A 21,140-nucleotide genomic window follows, 5' to 3' on the forward strand; every position below is an offset into this window, starting at 1 on the left:
CTCACACGTTTGCTAAAAGCGATCAAGCCATAAACCGCGCGACTTTAATGCCTGTCGAACGGTTGGGTAGCCAATGGCGGTAACGCGCCAAACCTCGTCGGTTAACGCAACAAGCCCGCTAGACCTTAAACTATAAAGCTCGACATCTAATTGCGACGGCGAAATAATCGGCAGAACCTGGCGCAACTGACGCAAGCTTAAGCCTTGATGAATTAACAGCATGTGCAATACAAATGCCGTGTAATCAGTAGCCTCTGCTGGCATAGACGGCATTTCGAACCGAGACTGCTGTGCGCCGGGGTGGCTTGCCTGACGTCGAAACCGGCGTTCTGCATAGGCACTGACGATACCCAGATTGCCACGCGATAACGATGCCAAGTGCTGAAGGTGTTCCTGTTCTTTTTCGAACCCTAACTGCGTCAACTGCTGTGCGCTGAAGGCCTGTAATGTCAGCGTATCAAGATGGCCGGTTGGCCAAAGCGTTTGTAAAAAGCTCCATGCCCAGCTATCACAAATTACAACGCCCTTACCCAACTCTCCGCTCATGGCTTTGGCAAAAAAATGGCGTACCCAACGCAGTCCTTTAGATTGACGAATAAAGCCGTGCGCCAGTTCAGGTATATACCAACCTGTTGTCGAATTTTCTTCACCAAGCGTCAAGTCTAGTGCGTCCAATGTCAATTCATCACGTGGCGGAGGGGAAAGCACTTGTAAACTATGTTGCTGACAAAAATCCCGGGCGATAACGTCTACACCGGCATGGGGAGGGCAAATAATCCACTTAATGCTACTGTCATCGGTATCGTCTAACCAGGCAGATAAACGCTTATCTAAGGCCACAAGACCTTTTTGCATATTCACGTTAACAGCATCGGAAGATTGCGGAGCTTCAGCCTCCTCATCATCTGCTGATTGTAGTTTAGCCTGCAGCGATAGCCACCAGCGCTTAATAGCAATCGTGGTTGGCGTTGGGGGAACTTCAAACTGACTTTCCGGCACCCATTGCCATGCCGTTGGCTGTTCAGATGATTCAGGCATGTCTGGCAGTCCCTGCTTTTCATTGTTGCATTTAGTGTAACCCTGTTCGTAAACAAGTCGATAGTAACCGGTAAAATTTTTAACCGCTCACTTGAAAAGTAAATCAAACAGCCACAGATAGAGAAGTAAGGCTGGCGTCTCTTAGAGAGTCTGCCCCAAACGGCACACGCTGTGCCAACTTTTAAAATTTATCAGTTATTGCTTCTTAGGAGAATGACTATGGCTACTATAGATTTAAGTCCTCTTTATCGCAGCAGCGTTGGGTTTGACCGTATGGCGTCGTTACTTGATGCGGCACTTCGTTCTGACACTGGCGCAACCGGTTACCCGCCCTACAACATTGAGCTTATTGCAGAAAACCAATATGCAATTACGCTAGCGGTTGCAGGCTTTGAGGAATCGGATCTTGAGATTGAGGTTGAAAATGGTGTGTTACGGGTATCCGGTAAAAAGCCTGAAGAAGGCGAGCAGCGTGAATTCCTGCACCGTGGTATCGCAAATCGCGCGTTTGAACGTAAGTTTAGCTTGGCCGAGCACATTGAAATAACCGGTGCGGCTCTTAAAAATGGGCTTTTGACCGTTGGTCTGATTAAGCGCATTCCAGAGGCAATGAAGCCAAAGCGCATCAGCATTGGCGCGTCGCCTAAAGAGCTTTTGGAAAACCGGACAACCAAGGCAGCTGAATAAACGTTAAATTGACCTCCCTGGATATTTAACCTAAGCGATTAAGAGGCGGGCTTCCGCCTCTTTTTTATTGCCAGGCGCTACGCCCCACTAAAATTCCAACGAACAGGGCGCCCACAGACATAGCCCTGAATATAGTCAACTTTTTCGTTTAATAGTGCGGTACGTGTATCGTCATTTTCTACGCCGACAGCACTGACTTCTACACCCGCGGCTCTGGCTAAACGGATACACGACATAACCAGCTCTGCCTCGACCGCATCGAGCAACATATTCTGCACCCAAAAACGATTAATCTTTATCTGTGTCAGCGGCATTTGCCGTAACAGCCTAAACGAGTTAAACCCGGTACCGAACTGATCGATTACCGTAATACAGCCCAACTCGCGGAGTTGCTTAAATAATCGATAGGCTCGCTCAAAATTATCTGACACCACTGGCTCGGCAATTTCAAAGGCCAACTGCTCAGGCCGTAAGTTCGATTGCTCGATTTCTTGTGCGATAAAATTAATTAACTCATCATCTTCAAGGCTTTGAATAGAGAGATTAATGTGGCAGCGCCAAAGCCGTGTTGCAGCAAACGGATTTTCCGAAAAAGTGTCTACTACGTGGCGCAATAACCAGCGATCGGCTTTACCCATTATGCCTGCTTTCAATGCCGCAGTTAAAAATTGCTGTGGCGCTAATGCTTCATCAGGGTCAGTATTGTTCGATTCCGGCAACCGCAACAGTATCTCGAAACAATGTTTGTCATGGGCTCGATTGCCGCTAACCATAGGCTGCTGGAACAACAACCATTCTTCATTCACCAACGCCTGACGCAGTCGCTGCTCCCAGTTCCTTTCCACCTGACCTTGCAAGCGGCGCTGATCATCGTCTGTCGCGCTGTGCACGCTGAATTCGCCGCTTTGCTCTGCAAGCTTTAACGCATCCTCAACACGGTGTAAAAGACTACTGACATTAATTGTACTTGGCGTGGCAACAGCCACCCCTGCATGCGCACTCAATTGGAAAACACGGTGACTGGTGGTAAATCGAAACTCCCGGCACACCTGAACCAACTGGTAGCCCAAGGTAAAACCCGCTTGTTCGGTATCGTTTAAAAAGATACCGAGTTTATATTCATCAACGCGAGCAACCCGAGTGCCGGACGGCAGTTTTTCACGCAAGCTTAATACTAGCTGTAACAGGGCCTGGTCACGCGTTGCAGGATCGCTTTGGTCCTTTACCACTTGTAGCCCGCCAATTTTTAACGTAATCAAAGCAAGTGGCTTTTGTCGCTCTATCTGGCGCTGTAACAGCCGATGAAATTCGCGTTCATTTAACAGCCCGGTTAACGCATCATGTTTTACTAAAAAGTTTAGATGCATCTCGGCTTCGACTTGCTGGGTTACTTCTAGAATCCGTCCGCGGCCATCGTTAAAAATTTCAATCTGTAGCCAAATGGTTTTTCCATCCAGTCGCTCTACCGAAGTTAAATGTTCCCAGCTCTCAGTTCGGTTTTTGTCATTCCAGGTTTTTGCCTGCTCGCCAAATAAGGTATCGACAGTTGACCAGTGCCTGCGTAAAACGTCGGCGTGGTTGATTCCCATAATCTTCAAAAACTGGCGGCTAACGCGGCGCCATTGTTGTTTTTCGTTTAGCTCAAACCAGCCCTCATTGCTGCGCGCCAAAAAACGCCAGTAACCATCTCGGTAAAAGTTCTTCATTGCCTTCAGGCTATTGATGCGGCGTTCGAGTCGAGCCAGCGTTTTATCCAGTTGTGCCAATATTAGCGCCAGCACGTTGGCAGTTAATATACTGTATAACACGATACCGGATAGCCCCTGCCAAATCGTATTAACACGAGGTAAAACTAATAGCCAGGCAATAAACGACAAGGGAATTAATAACAACACGAACCAACGGGTTATGCGATCAGTCGTTAATTTTACAGCCCTGGCGCAGATGAAGGTTGCAATGACTAACCACACCGACGCCTGGACCGAGAGCCACGCGTCACTGTGCAAAGCCGACCACCAGGGTTGTGCGACCAACACCAACAACTCAAACCCCAACAGGAAGTTAATGAGTGGCAACCAGCGTGTTGTTTTTAAGTCGCGTTTTATGCCTTCACGAACCAGCCAAACCAGGGAAAGTAACAACCATTGCTTAGCGTAAGGCACAAGGTAAGCAGCTACCTCGGGAGTGTATGGCGAAAAATAGGTTATCCAGATTCCACTATGCAGCAACATCACCAAGATAAACCCGGTGGTGGCAACCCCCAAGCTGATTTGCAGTAAGCGTCGAGAACCCCGGGCCAAGCTAAATGCAGCTACCGCCAGCAATAACAGTACGCCCGCGTTAACACCCAATGCCGTTTGCTTTTGTTGAGTATGCAACTGCAAAGCCTGAGGCGCCCACAGCGAGATGGTATTAAGTTGTTGCGGCCACTGCTTTGCTGCAATCACAATCCAGGCTGTCTGACTAGCCGGCAGATCAAGCGGCAACATAATTTGATCGTGAATATAGGCTCGGTTTAACAGCGGCTCATCAAAGCTGACAGACGACGAATCCAGAATACGGCCCCGGCCATCCAGGACGTAAGCACTCGCATTTTCGATATACGCATCACCAAAGTCGATAATATAACGCTGTACCGACCGGCTCCGGTTGTAAACCCGTAATGCCCCCCATACAACTGGCTTATCCGCGCCGCTTTGATGCGAGCGCAGTGCATTAAAGTCTTGCCACCGTTCACGGTTGTCGAGCCCTAACCGCTTAATCGAAAAATTGTCGTGTGTTACCCGAAAGGTGAGCTGCTCATTAAGTTTTACCCGTTCGGTTTGTGCCGAAACGGTTAATACCGAGTCGCTTTGCGCATATGCACCACTGATAACGGCGTTTAGCGCTGACAGCATCAACAGCAGAATAACCCGCCCCATCATCCGAGATAACCCTTACAGCGCAGTTTCTCGACAACTTCAGCCGTACTACTTTCGAGTGGCTGTAGCCAGGCTGACTCACAAATTGCTGAGTAATTTAGCAACCAGTGCTGATGATTGATGGACAGGCGCCAGCAATATTGATCGGCGGCAACTTCTGTCTCGCGCACGCTCGCACCGATAGCGTTAACTATTTCGCTAGCCCAGTCGTCTAACTCCGCTTCATCGTTGGGCAGATGATTTAATACAATTGTAGTGTCAGCCATTGAATAACTGTCGCTCGCTTGCTCCGTTTAAAAATGCCTGTATTGCCGCAATAAAATCTGCGCCGTAGCGTTCCAGTTTAACTTGTCCGACACCTGTTATAGTCAACATATCGGCACTGGACGTTGGGTACTCAATACACATCTCGACTAAGCTGGCATCACTGAAAACCACGAATGGAGGGACTGAATCCCGGTCGGCAATATCCTTGCGAAGTTTTCTTAGTCGCCTAAACAATATCTTATTATAGTCACCACGGTCAGTAATGCTGTTGCGTGTTGCAGTCAGATTAATCCGCGGCTTGGCCAATTCAATGGTAACTTCACCTCTCAACACGGCTCGTGCCGCTTCGGTCAACTGTAATGCCGCAAAGCGTCGAATGTCCTGCACAATAAAACCACGATGAATCAGTTGTCGTAATACCGAAAACCAATATTCATGGGTTTCGTCCTTTCCGATCCCATAGGTGCTAAGTTGATCGTGCTTCAAGTCTAGCACTCGCTGGTTTTTAGAGCCCCTCAACACTTCGACAATGTGACCGATGCCAAATTGTTGCCCCACGCGGTAGACACAACTCAGGGCTTTTTGTGCGTCTTCCAGCGCGTCAAAGCGCTTCGGCGGATCAAGACATAAGTCACAGTTACCACATTCTTTATCGGTGAATTCGTTAAAATAATTAAGTAACACCAACCGTCGGCAGGTTTGTGCCTCTGCCATGGCTTGCATTGCTGAAAATTTTTGTTTTTCTACCAACCGCCGATGTTCGTTATCCTGTTCGTCTATCATACGCTGAATCCATTGCGCATCCCTCGGGTCAAACAGCATGACGGCTTCGGCAGGCAAACCGTCGCGCCCCGCGCGTCCCGTTTCCTGATAATAGGACTCAATACTGCGAGGTATGTCAAAATGCACAACGTACCGAATGTTAGGTTTATTGATGCCCATACCAAACGCGATGGTCGCGACTACAACATCAATGTCATCGCGCAAAAACTGACGCAACGTAGATTCTTTCAGTTGATGCTCAAGTCGCGCATGATAAGGAGCTGCTTTTATCCCTGACTGCTGCAGGCTTTCTGCAATTTCCTCAGTTTTTTTGCGAGAGCCGCAATAAATGATACCTGCAGCACCTTTTTGCTTCTTTACGTAATCTTTTACTTGCTTTAACGGTTTGTACTTTTCTTGTACCACATAACGAATATTAGGGCGGTCGAAAGAACTACGATGGCAATGCGGGTTATGTAATTGCAGTCGCTCTAAAATATCGTGCTGTGTCGCGGCGTCAGCTGTTGCCGTTAACGCCATAAAAGGTACATTAGGCAGGTACTGCCTCAATTGGCCGAGCTGCCCATATTCCGGCCTGAAGTCATGACCCCATTGGCTTATGCAGTGAGCTTCGTCAATGGCAATAAAAGATAATGAATAGCCTTGCAAGCGTTCAATAAAGCTCGGTTGCAACGCTCGTTCCGGACTCACATAAAGAATTTTTATTTGTTGTTGCTGCAACTGCTGCAGGGTTTGCATACTGGCTTCCGAGCTTAACCCGGAGTGTAACGTCGCCGCCGGAATACCCATAGCCAACATGGCTTCGACTTGATCCTGCATCAGCGACAATAGCGGCGAAATAACGACGGTTAGGCCGTCGCTGCTTATCGCAGGTAACTGATAACACAGTGACTTACCGGCTCCCGTTGGCATCAGCACCAGCGAATCACGACCATGCAAAGCGGACATCATCACGTCCAGCTGACCCTCGCGGAAGCTGGAATAACCAAACACTTTTTGTAATTGTTGCTTAAGTTGCTTAACTACCGCTTGATCGTGCGGCGATTTTTCATCAACGTCGTAATTTTCTGCTACCATGAGCACCTTAAACCGGCGAGTATTGACTTGCGAAACCTCATGGCTCTATTGTAAGCGTCCTATTCTCTGATCACCATGATAAAAATGGATACACAATCAATACTGACAAAAGTTTCCGACTTTATGAACGACCGGGTGCCATTTCAACGCATGCTAGGCTTTGAAATAACCGAATTTACACCTGAACGGGGAGAGGTTCGGTTTAAATGGCGCGAAGATTTAATGGGCAATGTGCCCCAACGCATATTACATGGTGGCGTAACATCAACCGCGCTGGACACAGCCGGTGGCTTAGTTGCCATCGCCGGCATGGTCGCGCGGCTGGATAACCCATCCGAAGCACAGTTGATGGAGCGTCTGACTCGCTGTGGTACTATTGATCTTCGGGTTGATTACCTGCGCCCTGGACGAGGCGACGAATTTATCGCAAGTGCCACTATTATACGTTCAGGTAACAAAGTCGCAGTGGCTCGTATGGAATTACATAATCAAGACGGCACCCACATTGCATTCGGCACCGGGACTTACCTCGTGGGGTGATATTTAAATTCGAAGTGTTTAAGGGATACTGATGACCGATGATGCTGTTCGGGCAAAGCAAGGAGTGCTATTCGCACTTGCCGCCTACACCTTCTGGGGGATTGCCCCGATATATTTTAAGTTGGTAAAGCAGGTTCCTGCCTTCGAAATTTTAGCCCATCGAATTATCTGGGCTTTCGTATTGGTGCTTATTCTTATCATCGCGATGCGACGTATGGATCGGATTTTACCCATTGTGCGCAGCCCCAAGCTTATTATCCGCCTGACTATCGCCACCTTTTTATTGGGCGGTAACTGGTTTTTATTTATTTGGGCGATAAATACTGACCACCTGTTAGATGCCAGTTTGGGGTATTATATTAATCCGCTGTTAAACGTCGCTATTGGTATGGCGTTTTTTGGCGAGAAAATGCGCCGACTACAACTAGTCGCTATTGCACTGGCAGTAACCGGGGTTGCTATTCAAGTGATTACCTTTGGCGCTGTCCCGTGGGTTGCCCTGGCTTTAGCATCGAGCTTTGCAACTTATGGTGCGATACGAAAACGTCTACCGGTAGACTCCATTAGTGGCTTATGGCTGGAGACCGCTATCCTGACGCCAATAATGCTAAGTTATCTGGTGTTTTTTGCAGACTCATCGGCCTCTGATCTTACTGCCAACGCCTGGCAGCTTAATGCGCTACTGGTAGCAGCCGGCCTGGTAACAACCATCCCATTATTATGCTTTACTGCGGCCGCACAACGCATTCGTTACTCAACCCTGGGCTTTTTCCAGTACATTGCTCCCAGCCTTATGTTTTTGCTAGCAGTATTAGCTTATGGAGAGCCGCTCGAGGAAAGCAAGCTGATAACCTTTGTTATCATTTGGAGTGCACTGGCACTGTACACGATCGATTCTGTTATACAGCGCCAGCGAAATCGTAGAACAATTGTTCAGGAGCCGCTAAGTTAACTCAGGCTGGCATCCAACGAAATATCGGCATTAAGAACCTTGCTAACCGGGCATCCGTCTTTTGCCTGGTTGGCAATTTTTTGGAACTCTTCACTGTCTATTCCGTCGATGTCGGCTTTAACCGTGAGTGCGATAGCGTCGATTTTGAAGCCGCCATCCGCTTCGACTAGTGATACCTCTGCTTTTGCGTCAATGCTATTGGGCTCGTATCCAGCCTCTCCCAGCATCAGCGAAAACGCCATGGCATAACAGCCTGCATGTGCCGCACCAATCAACTCCTCGGGGTTGGTGCCCTGGCCATCTTCAAAGCGGCTCTTAAACGAGTACTGCGTATCATCTAAAATCCCACTTTGAGTCGAGACAACACCTGAACCTTCTTTTATGCTGCCTTTCCATACTGCATTTGCACTGCGTTTCATAAACACCTCCATTGATCAGTGTGTCTATAGTTATAGTGCGGAATGGCAAATTCTGTTCAATTTGTATTTAGTTAAATTAACAAGGTTCCAGCCGGGCATAAGAAACTACCAGCCATTTACTACCAACTTGGTCAAAGTTAATTTGGATTCGGCTTTGGGGTCCCGTACCTTCATAATTAAGAACCGTTCCATCACCAAATTTAGGGTGTCTAACCCGCTGCCCCAGCTGATATCCGGTTTGCTCGAACGCTTCGTGACTCGCTGCATTATTAAATCGGCTATAGCTTGAAGGTTTTTGTACCTGAGTCTGTAAGCGCACTTCATGTAATGTATCGGCGGGTATCTCAGCAACAAAACGACTTACCTTATGAAAAAACTCTTGCCCGTATATTCTTCTTTGCTCAGCGTAAGTAAGCACTAGCTTTTGCATTGCCCGGGTCATACCCACGTAACACAAGCGGCGCTCTTCCTCTAAGCGTCCGGGCTCATCCATAGACTGTTGCGACGGGAATACACCTTCCTCTACCCCGGTCATAAATACTAATGGGAACTCAAGGCCTTTAGCACTATGCAGCGTCATCAACTGCACAGCATCCTGGTACTCATCCGCTTGTTCTTCGCCTGCCTCTAATGCGGCATGGGCGAGAAAAGCATTGAGCGGACTCATCTGTTCTTCGTTTTCATCCAGATTAAAGTTTTGGCAGGCGTTCACCAACTCCTTTAAGTTCTCGACGCGCGTTTCTGCTTTTTCGCCTTTTTCAGCTTCATACATGGCCAGCAGCCCTGAACGACGGATCACCTCATCGCTAAGCCGCCCAAGGGTAAATTCTTCTGTTTCGTTGTCTAAGTTTTCTACAAATTCAATAAACGCCGCAACAGCATTTCGTGCTCTTCCCGCCAACGACTTTTGCGATACCATCGCATTAGCTGCTTGCCATAATGACTGCTGATTTTCGCGCGCTGTTTGCCGCACCATATCGAGCGTGCGATTGCCTATCCCTCGAGTTGGGGTATTTATAACACGCTCCAACGCAGCATCGTCATCACGATTGGCTAATATTCTTAAGTAGGCCAATGCATCTTTAATCTCCTGACGCTCGAAGAAACGTAGTCCACCGTAAATACGGTAGGGCATTCGCGCGTGCAGTAACGCTTCCTCAAGCACCCGCGACTGCGCATTGCTGCGATAAAGCAGTGCCACATCCTGTAATGCATTGCCTTGATCACGCCACTCTTCGATACGACCAACAATATAACGCGCCTCATCCATCTCGTTGAATGCGGCGTACAAGCTGACCGGTTCACCATCGTTGCCATCAGTCCATAAATCCTTACCCAGCCGCTCGGCATTATTAGCAATAACGGCATTCGCTGCACGAAGAATAGTCCCGGTAGAGCGGTAATTCTGCTCTAAACGAATGGTAGTGACCGCGGGGTAGTCATCCATGAACTGTTGAATGTTTTCCACTCGTGCACCGCGCCAACCATAAATAGACTGGTCATCATCACCAACTATGGTGACGTAATTCTGCGCCCCCGATAACAACCGGATCCACGCGTACTGAATCGAGTTGGTATCCTGAAACTCGTCCACCAGAATATGACGAAACCGGCGTTGATAGTGCTCCCGAACTGACGTGTTATTACGAAGTAACTCATGTGCACGCAGTAGTAATTCAGCAAAATCAACTAATCCCGCGCGATCACAACTTTCCTGATAGGCTTCGTAAATTGATTTTAAGGTTTGCTCATTAGGGTCATAGGTTTCTATATGATGAGCACGCAAACCTTCATCTTTTTTACCATTGATATACCACTGCGCCTGCTTTGCAGGCCAACGCTTATCATCTAAGTTCATTGATTTGATCAACCGCTTAATCAAGCGCTGTTGATCATCACTGTCGAGTATTTGGAAGTTTTGCGGTAAGCCAACATCCATATAATGCGCCCGCAGCAGGCGGTGGGCTAAACCGTGAAAGGTACCAATCCACATGTTCCGTACTGAGCTGCCCAGCAACTGCTCCACGCGGCCGCGCATTTCGGATGCGGCCTTATTAGTAAATGTCACGGCAAGAATGCTAAAGGGCGAGTAGTGGCACTGTTGAATCAACCACGCTATTCGATGCACTAATACGCGAGTTTTACCACTCCCGGCACCAGCTAACACCAGCATATGGCCATCTTCGGCACTGACCGCCTGACGTTGCTTATCGTTAAGTCCTGCAATCAATGGGTGGCTATCGCTCATGTTGGCTCCTTGCGGGTAACTACTGATTATATTCGTTGCAAGTGTAATCGTCAGATACTGTATGTGCAACCAGTGTTTAAGCTAGCTCACAGAGGTTGCATAGTTGGCTGAGATCATCAAAGCTGAAACTCGGTACAACAGTGAGCTGATGTGACCCGCCAAGCCCGCCGGTAAACCACCCACTGTGGCAGCCCGCTCGATGAGCCCCGAGAATATCAGAAATAGGATGATCACCTATGTGAAGCATTTGCGCGGGTGAAATTTGGTAGTAATTTAACGCCTTGCTAAACATGTCCGGATAGGGCTTACCTTTTAGTTCAGCTTCGGGCTGAATAACAATATCAAAGTAATTAGCAATACCAATACGTTGGCAATTAACGTTGCCATTACTAATCGCGCAAAGCTTAAAATGTTGCTTTAGCTCAGTCAGAACTGAATGCGCCGCGTCGGGCACCCGGAAATTGCTACGGTGATGATGGAATTGCTCCATCACTTTTTCGGCAGCCCTATAAGCACCTTCGACCCCGGCCTCTGAGAAGCCTTGTTGTAACGTTGCTAAACGCAACGCCGTCATATCGGAGGACAAGCGCGCATCAGCTTGCATCAGCTCAATCCGTCGCTGTCGCCAGTGCTCGAGATCCCAGTCACGAGTTTGTGGATAGTTCAGCGCTATATAATCTTGCACTTTAGTTTCAGCTTCACGCATTATAGGAACATTATCGTACAATGTATCGTCAAGATCGAAGCTAATAACTTTAACGCCTGCGATTCGGCGATGAAACTTCAGTGTCATTTTTTTACCGTTCGATTTGCCCTTGGGTGTGCACTGTCGTACACCTCAGCTAAGCGTTTAAAATCAAGATGCGTATATATTTGAGTGGTCGACAGATTAGCATGGCCCAGTAATTCCTGCACAGCACGCAAGTCTCCGCTGGCCTCGAGCATATGAGAGGCAAAGGAGTGGCGCAATTTATGCGGGTGAAGATCGCCAATAATACCTTGCTGCTGCCCCCAAAAATTTAGTCGCTGCTGCACGGTACGCGGGCTTATTCTCGATAATCGTTTGCTAATAAAAAGTGCCAGCTCGGGTTTAGCTCCCAGCCAGTTGGCACGAACTTTTAGCCATTCCTTTATCGCGCCAATAGCATGACGTCCGACAGGTACAATTCGCGTTTTACTTCCTTTTCCGACGACGCGTAATTGACCAATGCGCAGATCAATTGAGTCTCGATCCAAGCTCACCAGTTCAGCCAAGCGTAAGCCACTCGAATAGAGTAGCTCCATAATCGCAGCATCTCGGATTGCCAGCTCATCTGATTTGGGTAAATCAAGCAAGTGAGAGATGCTGTCAACATCGAGGTTTTTAGGCAGTCTTTTAGGTATTTTCGGCGCTTTTACATTAAGTGCCGGGTTGTCCTGTAAGGCGCCGGAATGCAGTAAAAAATCACAGAAAGTGCGCCAGGCAGATAATTTCAGAGCAATGCTTCTCTCTCCAAGACCCTCACGACGCCAGTTAACCAAACAGCGCTCTAACAGCGCTGTTGTCAGTTGTTGTGGCTTACTAACGCCCTGATCTGCAAGATAGGTAATATCGAGTAAAATGAGCCGCTGATAACTCTTTAAGGTAAGCTCAGCCAGACCGCGTTCACCACGCAAGTGATCAAGCCAGCAACTTTGCCATTCAACCAGCGTCATCATTAGCTAATAGCGTAGGCAACAACGCGGTTAATAGTGCTTGCAACTGATTTATCAGCAGCTTGTCCATCGCTGGTTCAAAGTGACCGGGTTTCGAGCTTCCAACGGCCAGCATCCCAATTTCTCCACTATCACCTAACAGTAACAGCGCGACAGAAGCGACGCTTTCGTCTTCAAACAATAAATTATGTTCTTGCTCAGTCAGTCGACCTAAATAAATAGGCCCCTCGCTAAAGCGTTTACTTAACAGTTGCTTGTGAGTTTCTGATGTAAAACGGTATTGCTCAGTCAGCTCATTGGTATTATTGAAGAACTTTAACGACAACGCCGGCATTTTTAATTGTTGTTCAAATGTCACCTGCAGTTCGTCAAGCACTTGCTCAACACTCTTGCAGCGCAATAACTTAACGTAGAGCTCGCTGTAGGCGTTAAAAATTTCCTCATTACGCCTGGCGTTAACTAATAACTCGGTAATTTCTTCTTGTAATGCTTTGACCTGATCACGTAGTTTCTGCTGCTGTCTCTCTACCAGCGACACTGCGCCTTTTTCCTCATGGCGAAACTGCAGCTGAGCGAGCAAATCATCATTACGGATAAAGAAATCCGGATTCTCGGTTAAATATTCGCGAATTAACGTGTCATCAATCCGTTGCCCGTCAAGGTTATCCAATTCTGTACTCATAACACCATTTGTCCATCAAAAATAAGTTCTGCAGGGCCTGTCATTTTCACCGGTTGCCCTTGTTGCCATCGGATAGTCAATGGTCCGCCGGGTAACTCCACTTTTACCTGCCCATTGAGTTTTTCTTGCTGCATTCCAATCACAGCAGCAGCGCAGGCACCGCTGCCGCAAGCCTGGGTTTCGCCGACACCACGCTCAAACACCCGTAATTTTACGTGGTCGCGGTTAATCACTTGCATAAAACCCACATTGACGCCTTCTGGGAAGCGTTCGTGTTGGCCTATAATAGAACCCAATCGTTCAACAGGCGCGCTATCCACTTCATCTACAATGATAACGCAATGGGGATTGCCCAGGCCGAGCACGCCACACAAAACAGTTTCTTCGTTAGCTCTCAAAACATAGGTTTGCTCAACTTTTTGTGCTTTAAAAGGCACACTGGCCGGCTCAAATTGAGGGGCGCCCATTTCGACGGTAACTTGACCGTCTTTTTCCATGTGAAGAACAAGTTTACCCGCTTTAGTGCTCACTTTTAGGTGATTTTTATTGGTCAAACCTTTTAAGCGAACGAATTTAGCAAAGCAGCGGGCACCATTACCGCACTGCGAAACCTCGCTGCCATCAGCGTTAAAAATTCGGTAATGAAAGTCCAGGTCGGGGTCGTAAGGCGGTTCGACTAATAGCAATTGATCAAAGCCGATACCCGTGTGCCGATTGGCCCACTGTCTGATTTGTTCAGGGTTAACGTAAAGATTCTGCGTTACGTTATCGACCACGACAAAGTCGTTACCCAGGCCGTGCATTTTAGAGAACTGCAATAACATCTGCCGTCTACGTCCTTTTTAGTAATCTTTCGCCGCGGACCATGTCATCGAAGGTTTCGCGCTCTCTGATAATATAACTCGAGCCCTGATCAATTAATACTTCCGCTGGTTTTGCGCGTGTATTGTAGTTAGAACTCATGGTAAAACCATAAGCGCCGGCATGTTTAACAGCCAGTAAATCTCCTGATTTAACCGTTAAATGTCGTGCATGCCCCAGAAAACAACCGGTTTCACATACGGGACCAACCACATCAACTAGTTGACCGCGTGCGTTCTGGGTTTCTTGTACTGCAACGATATCATGCCAGGCTTGGTATAACGATGGTCGCAATAAGTCGTTCATACCCGCATCAATTAAGGCAAATCGTTTGTCATCCGTTGCTTTTATGTACTCGACCCGGGTTATTAAAATACCTGCGTCAGCGACAATTGCACGCCCCGGCTCCAACATTAGTGTCAGTTCAGGGTAGTTGTTTGCTAATTCGAGTACACCCTTTAAATAATTTTCCAGATCAAGCCGATCTGTTTCTTCGTAACTGATTCCAAAACCACCGCCAAGGTCAAGGTGTGACAGCTTAATCCCCTCAGAAGCAAGTTCTTCCACCAACTTGAACATTCTCTTCGCTGCATCAAGAAATGGCTCGGAGCTCATGATTTGAGAACCAATATGGCAATCAGCGCCCAACAGATTAATGTTCGGTAGCGCTGCCGCACGTTTAAATATCGGCATCGCATCAGCCATAGCAATACCAAATTTATTCGCCTTCATTCCGGTCGCAATGTAGGGGTGTGTTTTGGCGTCAACATCAGGGTTAACGCGCAATGACACAGGAGCGCTTTGTGACAGCTCTGCAGCAACCTGCTGGATACGTTCCAATTCCGCCGCCGATTCCACATTGATGCAGCCGATGCCCTGCTGTAAAGCAAATCTTAGTTCGTCTTCTGATTTAGCTACGCCCGAAAATACAACGCTCGCAGGATCACCTCCCGCTTTTAAAACACGCTTTAACTCACCAGCCGAGACAATATCAAAACCCGCGCCCTGTTCAGCTAGTAACTGCAGGATCGCTAAATTGCTATTAGCTTTTACTGCGTAGCAAAGCCTATGTGGTTTTGGCCAATGCTGTTTAAATAATTGCCAGTTTTTAATTATCTGGCTTTTTGAGTAAACGTATAACGGAGTTCCGTACTGCTCTGCCAACTGACTCGCAGGCACTTGCTCTACGTGTAGCTGGCCCTGTTTAAAGTCAATATAGTTCATTCGCTTCTTGCACCTGCCACCGGCTCAGTCTGTGGCTGCTCTGTTGGTTGATTCTGTTCAGGCATAGGTTGCGGCTGTAACGGACCTTTTTGCCCGCATCCGGCAACTACAAATAGCAACATACATGTTAAAATGGCGCGCATTGAATTGATTACAATTTGTTTAATCATCGCTAAACTACTAATCATGTTTAAATACAAGTAGTGCGTATCATCGCACTGCACGTAACAAAAGTCATTATGCTGTAGGGGAAGGATATGAGTAAAACTGTCAGAATTGCGACACGGAAAAGTAAGTTAGCCATGTGGCAGGCTGAACATATACAAGCTCGCCTACAGCAGCTCTATCCGGAGTTAACGATAGAGCTTGTACCGATGTCGACTCGCGGCGACGTTATTCTGGACACCCCACTTGCAAAAATTGGTGGCAAAGGTCTTTTTGTAAAAGAACTTGAAGCAGCAATGCTAGACGGCCGTGCCGACTTGGCTGTGCACTCGATGAAAGACTTACCGGTCGAGTTCCCGCCAGGACTCGAATTACATACCGTCTGCGAGGGCGAGGATCCACGCGACGCATTTGTTTCTAACAACTACAAAAACCTTAACGAACTGCCTCATGGCGCTGTTGTAGGAACCTGTAGCTTGCGCCGTCGTTGTCAGGTAAAAGAAGCGTTTCCCCATCTACAAATTCACGACTTACGGGGTAATGTTCAAACGCGCCTCAGAAAGCTCGACGAGGGGCAATTCGACGCAATTATTTTGGCGGCATCAGGATTAATCCGCTTAGAACTAGGCGAGCGCATCACCTCGTTTATTCCGGTAGAACAGTCATTACCTGCCAACGGGCAAGGCGCTCTTGGTATCGAAGTTAGAAGCGATGATGAGCAAACCAAAGCGCTACTTGAGCCGTTACAGTGTCAGCAAACGCGGTTCCGGGTAACTGCCGAGCGAGCGATGAATCGACGCCTACAGGGTGGGTGTCAGGTGCCTATTGGTGCTTTCGCTGAGTTAGACGGAGAGTCCTTGTTTTTACGCGGCCTCGTCGGTGATCCCGAAGGCGTTAACGTTATCCGCGATGAGGTAAGAGGGTCTGTGCATGATGCCGAGGTGCTCGGCATACAACTTGCCGAAAAATTGCTCGCACAAGGTGCCGGCGAGATTCTAGACGCAGTCTATCGGCAAGCGGATGAATAAATTATTACTACTTCAGCCGCCACGAAGCCGTGAAAAACTAACTGCTGCGCTTGAATTAGCAGGGGTATCTTACACGCAACATAGCTTTATTCAGATAACAGAGGTGGCGTCGTCAATAACTGACCTGACAACGGCTGATGCAATAATTTGGGTAAGCAAAAATGCCGTCATGTTTGCCAAAGCGCAGCGGTTACAATTGCCTGATAAGGTTGCGATGTATGCTGTTGGGCCGTCCACTGCTTGTCTAGCGTCCGAACAATTTAATAAACCCTGTGAATGCCCTACCTTTGTTCATTCCTCAGAAGCATTACTTAAACTGCCTGAATTACAACAGCTAACTAATCAACAATGGTTTATCGTCAAAGGGATTGGCGGCAGGACTTTATTAGCGGACACCCTCACGGCAAGAGGCGCTAACATCACCGACGTGATGGTTTACCAACGCACCAAAAAGCCTTTAAAAGACACGGCGATTGTGCAAGATTGGAAACAGCACATTGATACCATAGCGATAAGCAGTGCTGAACAACTCGCATTTTTTATATCCGAACTGGATCATGATGCGTTGTCTTGGCTCGAACGATGTCACTGGATTGTACCCAGTGAACGGCTTGCGGCTCTACTGCCCTTCTGTAAAGCAGATAACATAACAATTACGCAAAGTGCATCTGAAAACGCTATGATTAATGCATTGATTAACAATGGAAGTAATTATGACTAACGATAATAAAACGCCGGAAACGAAAACCCCGGAAGCCGAAGAGTCGGTTAATGAGTCAAACGTTGATGACGGGCAGAAAAAGAAACCAAAGCCTAAAAAAGGCAGTTCATTAAAGCGTATTTTTTGGTATCTGGTACTGGTCATAATTATTGCTACAGTCGCGTGGATTATTGTTGAAAAACCTTACCAACAACTCGACCTGGACTTATCTCAATCCAGTCAGGTCAAGACAGAGCCTCAAGTCGATAGCAAAACAGTCTCTGAAACCGATAATACGATTAATGCATTAGAGCAAAATGTAAATGCGTTACGACAGCAGCTTGAGCAACTTAGTACCGATGTGGAGTCAAATGATGACTCGCAACTGGCTACTACGTTTGAGCGTAAAATAAACCAGCTGGAAACGGAACTGAGCGAGCAGCGCAGAGAACTGAACCAGCTAACGCGCCAGTTGCCGCAACAACAAGCGCAGCAAATAACTCAATGGCGTTTGTTTGAAGCCAAACAAACCGTAAGTTCTGCGGCACGTTTACTATGGGGCAGTGAAGATGATGCTGCGGCATTAAAGCTACTGCAAATCGCTGATACGCAACTTGCCGGTATTGAAACGGGTAGTGCAATGCAGATTCGTCGCTTACTGGCAGCTGATATTGCACGTGTCGAAAATGTTGTAAATAATCAAAGTGACCAGCTTGCCCTGTCTCTATCCGGATTGCATCAACGAATTGCTGACTTACCCAACCGCGTCGAAGATCGTCAACTAACCAATCAAAACCAAGCCGGGCAGGTATCATCTGATGCCAGTGACTGGCGTAATAATTTACGCGCTAATTGGGACGACTTCCTTAATACGTTTATTCGTATTCAGCCATCGACAACAGATGCAGAACCGTTGTTAACGGCTACACAGCGCGATGCCATGACCATGCGTTTGGACTTATTATTAACCATGGCCCAGAACGCAGCCATCAAAAACAATAGCACGTTATGGCGAAGATACATTGATAACGCTATTCCACTAATATCAGAGTTGAAAGGCGAAACTGAGGCTACCAAGGACGTAATTTCCCGGTTAAGAGATTTACGTAATGGTCAAGTTGGCGCCGCGCAAGTGACAACTCTTGAGTCACTAGATGCACTGAGCCAAACAGTTAGCCAGGGGGGCCTGCAATGAAGTGGCTAATTGTTGTCTTTATACTACTTGTTGCAGGCGCAATTCTCGGGCCTGTTTCGTCAGGTAATGCAGGCTATGTGCTGCTCCAGTTCGCGGGCTGGTCGGTAGAGACCTCGGTTATTGCACTGTTTATTATTACGGTAACAACGGTTGTTGTCGTCAGCTTAGTTGTTAGTTTAATCCGTTTTGTTTTAAGACGTGGAAAAAGCGGTGGTCGCTGGTTTGGCAAACGTCGAAATGCTAAAGCAAGCCGGGCGTTTAAAGAAGGTCAATTAGCACTGCTGGATCTCAATTACTTAACTGCCTTGCAATGTTTTGAGAAAGCCTACAAACGCAACAAAGAACCAGCCTTTGCTGCCCTGGCTAGTTATTCAGCGCAACAACAGGGGGAACTGGGTAAAGCGGAGTTTTGGCGCTCACAAGCGGGTAAAGAATTCGAACAAGCCGATCAGGCCTTAACATTAAAATACATCGACTCGATCAAAACAAGTCACCCGACTAAGGCGCTGAGTTTATTGGAAGCTGTATTAAACCAGAAGCCGAGCAGTGCGTATCCGTGGTTGCTGGCTATTGATTTGTTTAAAGCCAATGAGCTGTGGCAACGCCTGATTGATGTATTACCGGCACTAAAGTCCAACACTGAGCTTTCCGAAACTGCAATCAATGAGATTAAATTTGAGGCTTTTCGGCGACAGTTCCTTGTTGAACGGAAAGTCAGCGCTGACGCGCTATACAATTATTGGCGGGCTCTGGATAAATCGAGTCGAGCAGATTCTACGATACGTTTAGCTTATGCAGCTGCGTTAAAACAAGTTGGAGACAAGCAAGCTTGTGCAAAAGTAATTTATAAAGGACTTAAACGGGGAGATGTATCCATTGAAGAAGCCACTAACTCTGATGTTTTGTGTGCGAATTACCCGAAACTCGTTGAGTTTGTGCAAGAAGCATTAAAGCGTAACGCGCAACATAGTGGCTATATCCGAGCGCTCGCAATGCTTGCCTATGATAGTAAAGACTATTCACTGGCTCAACGTGCGCTTAAAAAGCTCGTTGATAAAGATGCAACCGCGTCAGACTATCAGTTGCTGGGGGACATTTACCGATCTCTGGGTGATAGTCAACTGGCTGCCAATGCCTATAAGAAGGCTTTGGCAGCAGTTTAAACCGAGTTTCTACTGACGGACGCCCTCAATAGAGAAGTATAATTCTACTTCTCTGGCGGCCGGACCAAGGTTGTAGTCAATATTGTAATCAGCTAAGGTCAGGTCAACTTCACCTTCAAAGCCGCGACGGAAACCGCCCCATGGGTCTTCACCGGCGCCAACATGTTCTACATCAATAGCAATCTCTTTAGTCACGCTATTTAAGGTGAAGTTACCATACATGGTGCCTTCCTCAGCATCATCTTCATCGGGTACATAACGCGTACTTTCAAAACGTGCTGTAGGAAATTCCGATACATTCAGAAAGTCATCACTGCGCAAGTGTTTATCTCGCTCGGCATGATTTGTATCGATACTTGCGGTCTCAATCGTCACGTTGATGGATGCGTCCTCAGGTGCGTTTTCGTCATAATTGAACGAACCATCGAACTCGTTAAAACGTCCCAGCAACCAGCTATAACCCAAGTGATTAATCTTGAATTGAATAAAGGCGTGTTGACCTTCGATGTCAATTTTATACTCTTCTGCCTGCGCGGTTCCTGCAAATAAGGCGGTGCTGGCAATTGCCGCAGCGATAATTGTTTTTTTCATAACTTACCTCTCTAAGTTTTGTAAAACATTTTCCTGAGTGTATTGTCTTTGTTAATGACATGGGGCTTAACCGCCATTAACGCGTGTCCCGCCGCCAGGATCATGAGTGTTAGTGCCGCGTACCAATGAACAATGCCCGCTATATCTTCTTGATTCTCGATACCTAATGGATAACCAGGCACATCAAACCAATCAAATACACTAATACTGCTTCCATCGGCTGTTGAGATCAGATAACCGCTAATCATGACAACAAATAGCAGGGTGTATAGCACTCCATGCCCTAGCTTTGCGCCTTTTTGCTCAAGCGGCGTTCCTTCGATGGCAGGTGACGGATTTACTTGCTTCCAAAATAACCGCAACACGGTTAACACAAAAAGTGCGATACCAATTGATTTGTGCCACCAAGGGCCTAGTCGATACCACTCGTCATAATAAGTTAGTGTTAACATCCACCAGCCCAGAATAAACATACCAACCACTAAAATCGCAGACAGCCAGTGAAACGAGACGCTTACGTTACCGTACTGTTTGTTGGTGTTGTTAAGCATGATTTCTCCTTATCAATACACGTAACTATAGTCTTATTATTTAGAAATAAAATTGGTATTAATTGGATTAAACATTCGATTAATAAGAAAAGTAAAGAGTGAGGCTACGAGAATTTTAAGGATAGTTGAAGTCAGGGAAGGATTATAGGAGGTATTTGAAGTTTACTCATATCGTAAATAACCACCGGCTTAGCGGCGCAGCCGCGTGACGGTGGAGGTAAAAAAAAAGCCCCAAGCGTTAGCTTGGGGCCTTCTCTAATTTGAAGTCTGGCGGTGTCCTACTCTCACATGGGGAAGCCCCACACTACCATCGGCGCTGGTATGTTTCACTGCTGGGTTCGGAATGGAGCCAG

Annotated in this window: 21 protein-coding genes and 1 rRNA gene; 7 read left to right on the top strand and 15 right to left on the bottom strand. The window is 47.3% G+C overall.

Features of this window, described 5'->3' with window-relative positions:
* Positions 1-12 precede the first annotated feature (12 nt).
* A complete protein-coding gene (locus tag DEU29_RS12200) occupies positions 13-1,038 on the bottom strand; it encodes a hypothetical protein (RefSeq protein ID WP_133540629.1) in 1,026 nt (341 codons plus the stop codon).
* Positions 1,039-1,257: 219 nt separating this feature from the next.
* Here DEU29_RS12200 and DEU29_RS12205 point away from each other — a divergent pair, with 219 nt between their 5' ends.
* Positions 1,258-1,725, top strand: a complete 468-nt coding sequence (locus DEU29_RS12205; RefSeq protein ID WP_133540630.1) for an Hsp20 family protein — start codon at positions 1,258-1,260, stop codon at positions 1,723-1,725.
* Positions 1,726-1,802: 77 nt separating this feature from the next.
* Here the strand turns inward: DEU29_RS12205 and DEU29_RS12210 are convergent, their stop codons facing one another.
* From DEU29_RS12210 to recQ, 3 genes are read right to left on the bottom strand one after another with little or no spacing between them, the layout of a single operon-like run.
* The gene (locus DEU29_RS12210; protein ID WP_133540631.1) at positions 1,803-4,649 is read right to left on the bottom strand and encodes an EAL domain-containing protein; all 2,847 of its coding nucleotides are present in this window, start codon (positions 4,647-4,649) and stop codon (positions 1,803-1,805) included.
* Positions 4,646-4,912, bottom strand: coding sequence for a DUF3630 family protein (locus DEU29_RS12215; protein WP_133540632.1), 267 nt, complete (start codon positions 4,910-4,912; stop codon positions 4,646-4,648). Before DEU29_RS12215 ends, DEU29_RS12210 begins: the two co-directional genes overlap by 4 nt.
* Positions 4,905-6,773 (bottom strand): DNA helicase RecQ, encoded by a 1,869-nt coding sequence (gene recQ / locus DEU29_RS12220; protein ID WP_133540633.1) that lies wholly within the window; start codon positions 6,771-6,773, stop codon positions 4,905-4,907. Before recQ ends, DEU29_RS12215 begins: the two co-directional genes overlap by 8 nt.
* Positions 6,774-6,857: 84 nt before the next feature.
* Here recQ and DEU29_RS12225 point away from each other — a divergent pair, with 84 nt between their 5' ends.
* Together DEU29_RS12225 and rarD are read left to right on the top strand one after the other, a co-directional pair.
* Positions 6,858-7,313 carry a thioesterase family protein gene (locus DEU29_RS12225; RefSeq protein ID WP_208107644.1) on the top strand — a complete coding sequence of 152 codons (456 nt, stop codon included), beginning with the start codon at positions 6,858-6,860 and terminating at the stop codon, positions 7,311-7,313.
* 31 nt (positions 7,314-7,344) lie between these two features.
* The gene (rarD, locus tag DEU29_RS12230) at positions 7,345-8,265 is read left to right on the top strand and encodes an EamA family transporter RarD (RefSeq protein WP_133540635.1); all 921 of its coding nucleotides are present in this window, start codon (positions 7,345-7,347) and stop codon (positions 8,263-8,265) included.
* On the opposite strand, the gene DEU29_RS12235 is transcribed toward rarD, so the two are convergent.
* The 8 genes from DEU29_RS12235 to lptM form a co-directional block, all read right to left on the bottom strand.
* Positions 8,262-8,684: an OsmC family protein gene (locus DEU29_RS12235; RefSeq protein ID WP_133540636.1), complete on the bottom strand. Its 423-nt coding sequence runs from the start codon at positions 8,682-8,684 to the stop codon at positions 8,262-8,264. The two genes, rarD and DEU29_RS12235, sit on opposite strands and share 4 nt — an antisense overlap.
* Positions 8,685-8,760: 76 nt before the next feature.
* Entirely contained in the window at positions 8,761-10,932 is a 2,172-nt protein-coding gene (uvrD, locus tag DEU29_RS12240; protein WP_133540637.1) for a DNA helicase II, read from the bottom strand.
* Positions 10,933-11,008: 76 nt separating this feature from the next.
* The gene (locus tag DEU29_RS12245) at positions 11,009-11,725 is read right to left on the bottom strand and encodes an HAD family hydrolase (RefSeq protein ID WP_243734597.1); all 717 of its coding nucleotides are present in this window, start codon (positions 11,723-11,725) and stop codon (positions 11,009-11,011) included.
* Entirely contained in the window at positions 11,722-12,627 is a 906-nt protein-coding gene (locus DEU29_RS12250; RefSeq protein WP_133540650.1) for a tyrosine recombinase XerC, read from the bottom strand. The genes DEU29_RS12245 and DEU29_RS12250 overlap by 4 nt, the downstream gene beginning before the upstream one ends.
* The gene (locus tag DEU29_RS12255) at positions 12,614-13,309 is read right to left on the bottom strand and encodes a DUF484 family protein (RefSeq protein ID WP_133540638.1); all 696 of its coding nucleotides are present in this window, start codon (positions 13,307-13,309) and stop codon (positions 12,614-12,616) included. The genes DEU29_RS12250 and DEU29_RS12255 overlap by 14 nt, the downstream gene beginning before the upstream one ends.
* A complete protein-coding gene (dapF, locus tag DEU29_RS12260; RefSeq protein WP_133540639.1) occupies positions 13,306-14,133 on the bottom strand; it encodes a diaminopimelate epimerase in 828 nt (275 codons plus the stop codon). Before dapF ends, DEU29_RS12255 begins: the two co-directional genes overlap by 4 nt.
* 7 nt (positions 14,134-14,140) lie before the next feature.
* Complete coding sequence (gene lysA / locus DEU29_RS12265) at positions 14,141-15,394, bottom strand: diaminopimelate decarboxylase (RefSeq protein ID WP_133540640.1); 1,254 nt, start codon at positions 15,392-15,394, stop codon at positions 14,141-14,143.
* Entirely contained in the window at positions 15,391-15,564 is a 174-nt protein-coding gene (gene lptM, locus DEU29_RS14020) for an LPS translocon maturation chaperone LptM (RefSeq protein WP_166635920.1), read from the bottom strand. Before lptM ends, lysA begins: the two co-directional genes overlap by 4 nt.
* 87 nt (positions 15,565-15,651) lie before the next feature.
* On the opposite strand from lptM, the gene hemC reads away from it, so the two are divergent.
* The 4 genes from hemC to DEU29_RS12285 are packed head-to-tail and all read left to right on the top strand — an operon-like array spanning position 15,652 to position 19,645.
* Complete coding sequence (hemC, locus tag DEU29_RS12270; RefSeq protein WP_133540641.1) at positions 15,652-16,587, top strand: hydroxymethylbilane synthase; 936 nt, start codon at positions 15,652-15,654, stop codon at positions 16,585-16,587.
* Positions 16,580-17,308, top strand: coding sequence for a uroporphyrinogen-III synthase (locus DEU29_RS12275; RefSeq protein WP_133540642.1), 729 nt, complete (start codon positions 16,580-16,582; stop codon positions 17,306-17,308). The genes hemC and DEU29_RS12275 overlap by 8 nt, the downstream gene beginning before the upstream one ends.
* Positions 17,301-18,482 carry a uroporphyrinogen-III C-methyltransferase gene (locus DEU29_RS12280; RefSeq protein ID WP_166635921.1) on the top strand — a complete coding sequence of 394 codons (1,182 nt, stop codon included), beginning with the start codon at positions 17,301-17,303 and terminating at the stop codon, positions 18,480-18,482. Before DEU29_RS12275 ends, DEU29_RS12280 begins: the two co-directional genes overlap by 8 nt.
* On the top strand, positions 18,479-19,645 hold the full coding sequence (locus DEU29_RS12285; RefSeq protein ID WP_133540644.1) for a heme biosynthesis HemY N-terminal domain-containing protein: 1,167 nt from the start codon (positions 18,479-18,481) through the stop codon (positions 19,643-19,645). Before DEU29_RS12280 ends, DEU29_RS12285 begins: the two co-directional genes overlap by 4 nt.
* A 9-nt stretch (positions 19,646-19,654) precedes the next feature.
* On the opposite strand, the gene DEU29_RS12290 is transcribed toward DEU29_RS12285, so the two are convergent.
* The 3 genes from DEU29_RS12290 to rrf all read right to left on the bottom strand — a co-directional run.
* A complete protein-coding gene (locus DEU29_RS12290) occupies positions 19,655-20,236 on the bottom strand; it encodes a YceI family protein (protein ID WP_133540645.1) in 582 nt (193 codons plus the stop codon).
* A gap of 11 nt (positions 20,237-20,247) precedes the next feature.
* Positions 20,248-20,787 (bottom strand): cytochrome b, encoded by a 540-nt coding sequence (locus DEU29_RS12295; protein WP_133540646.1) that lies wholly within the window; start codon positions 20,785-20,787, stop codon positions 20,248-20,250.
* Between the two features lie 265 nt (positions 20,788-21,052).
* Positions 21,053-21,140, bottom strand: a 5S ribosomal RNA gene (gene rrf / locus DEU29_RS14290); the annotation flags it as partial.

Source organism: Idiomarina aquatica, assembly GCF_004362895.1.
Lineage (GTDB): Bacteria > Pseudomonadota > Gammaproteobacteria > Enterobacterales > Alteromonadaceae > Idiomarina.